This window comes from Pedobacter sp. HMWF019 (genome assembly GCF_003061025.1).
Lineage (GTDB): Bacteria > Bacteroidota > Bacteroidia > Sphingobacteriales > Sphingobacteriaceae > Pedobacter.
The window spans coordinates 1-2,015 of record NZ_QAIL01000339.1 but is presented as its reverse complement, the minus strand read 5'-3'; the positions used below and the strand labels follow the sequence as shown (position 1 = coordinate 2,015).

The following is a 2,015-nucleotide window of genomic DNA, read 5'->3' as shown; positions in this document are numbered from 1 at the left end:
GCGTTTAATTGCTCCTTCTATAATTAACTCTCGTTTTTTGTCTGTCTCTAACATTCTACTCTTTTACTTTCTGACTTTTTTATTAATAAGGTCAAAAGTACAGCCGAATAATGGTATATTAAAACTTAAGTTAAAAAATTAGGAGAAATGACTTTTTTGTGACTAAATATTTCGTTTTAATCCAGATAGAAAGATATCTGCGAATCTTTTTTCTTTTACAAAGATTTGTTTGAACTGCTCTTTGCTTGGGAAGATCTTTCTGTCTTTGTTTAGAATATTGAAGTGGATCCCGGCTAATGCCTCAACAAAAATTTCTGTAATGTAAGCTGCATCATCGATAATGAATTCTCCGGCGGCACTTCCGCGGTTCAGTAGAGCAGTAATGATCTTTAATTCAAAATCCTTTGCCTTGTTAAATTTTTCAAACAAATCTGCCGGTAATTCCGGACCAATCATTTTGGAAAATTCCATTAAATTATAATATTTCTGGATATAACCTTGTCTTTTCTGCAGGAGCATCATAATACCTTCGGTACTTGTGGCTGTTTTTTCTACAGACTTCAGCAGATCTTTGCTGATGGAGTGCATTAAGTGTTCAATTACACTGACGTAGAGACTCAGTTTGTCTGGAAAATAATAATAAAGCAGCGCTTTTGAAAAAGAGATGTCCTTCGCAATTTCTGTCATTGTGGTTTTTGCCAATCCATAATGAGCAAATCTTTTCAACGCTGCATTTATAATTAAAATTCTTTTCTTATCCTGATTTTCCATGTTGAACTGAATCCTGCCTTGCCTGAATGCTGATATAAACCTTATAAAATATTTGGGACGTTAAATTATGCATTTTTTTTAAATATTAACTTTAACATATTTATTACACATGTTAACGATTACATTTGCAGTGTTTAAAAAAAAATCTTAGCATGTCTTTTATTCAGGAAAACGTTTCTTTAAAGCCTTTTAATACTTTTGCTATAGCTGCGGTTGCAAGATATTTCGTGGAAATTTTTAGTGAAGATGAACTTGTTCAGCTCTTGTCTTTGAATATTATTAAAGAGAATGATCTGCTTGTTTTGGGCGGAGGAAGTAATATTTTATTAACTAAAGATTTTTCAGGACTTGTGATTAAGATCAGTATTCCGGGAATCAGCAGCCAAAAGGAAAAGGATAGGGTTCTGGTTACTGCGGGTGCGGGAGTGGTTTGGAATAACCTGGTTCAATATTGTGTGAGCAATGGTTTGGCAGGAGTGGAGAACCTGAGTTTAATTCCGGGTACGGTTGGTGCCTCTCCAATTCAGAATATAGGTGCGTATGGGGTTGAGTTAAAAGATGTCTTTCACAGTTGCACAGCATTTGAGATTGCAACAGGAGCTAAGAGGATTTTTAGTTATAATGAATGTGAATTCGGATATCGGGATAGTATCTTTAAGAATGAGCTGAGAGGCAAATACATTATTTCATCAGTTCGTTTTAATCTTTCTGCCTCAGCTGATCTTAAAACAACATATGGTGCTATTCAGGCTGAACTTTCTTCCAGGAATATATCCAAGCCAACAATAAGTGATATTTCTGCGGTGGTCTCTGATATCAGGGTGAGTAAACTGCCTGATCCTTCAACGATTGGTAATGCTGGAAGTTTTTTTAAAAATCCGGTAATATCAACCAGGCAATATGAAGAGGTGAAACAATCTTATCCGGATATAGTAAGCTTTCCTTTTGGGGAGGGGCAGGTTAAGCTGGCGGCCGGATGGATGATTGAGCAATGTGGTTTTAAGGGAAAAGTGGTAGGAGAGACAGGTACATGGAAAAACCAGGCACTTGTACTGGTAAATCATGGTCATGCTACAGGACAAGAAGTGTATAGTTTTTCGGAACAGATTATTAATGAAGTGTGCCAAAAATTTGGCGTAAAATTGGAAAGGGAAGTAAATATTCTGTGACATTGCGTTGTTTACGCTTTAGAGGCGGGTAAAAAGTTATTATAGTAGCAAGTTCTTTTTTTGGTACATATGTTG

General features: G+C 35.8%; 2 protein-coding genes. One reads left to right on the top strand and one right to left on the bottom strand.

Annotation, left to right across the window (positions count from 1 at the left end; translation table 11 throughout):
* Positions 1-162 precede the first annotated feature (162 nt).
* Positions 163-771 carry a TetR/AcrR family transcriptional regulator gene (locus DBR11_RS18945; RefSeq protein ID WP_108554200.1) on the bottom strand — a complete coding sequence of 203 codons (609 nt, stop codon included), beginning with the start codon at positions 769-771 and terminating at the stop codon, positions 163-165.
* Positions 772-923: 152 nt separating this feature from the next.
* Here DBR11_RS18945 and murB point away from each other — a divergent pair, with 152 nt between their 5' ends.
* Entirely contained in the window at positions 924-1,940 is a 1,017-nt protein-coding gene (gene murB, locus DBR11_RS18940) for a UDP-N-acetylmuramate dehydrogenase (RefSeq protein ID WP_108554199.1), read from the top strand.
* The last annotated feature ends 75 nt before the right edge of the window (positions 1,941-2,015 follow it).

Coding starts and splice junctions, on each gene's coding strand:
- murB (WP_108554199.1), top strand. CDS start 924: ATGTCTTTTATTCAGGAAAACGTTTCTTTAAAGCCTTTTAATACTTTT.
- DBR11_RS18945 (WP_108554200.1), bottom strand. CDS start 771: ATGGAAAATCAGGATAAGAAAAGAATTTTAATTATAAATGCAGCGTTG.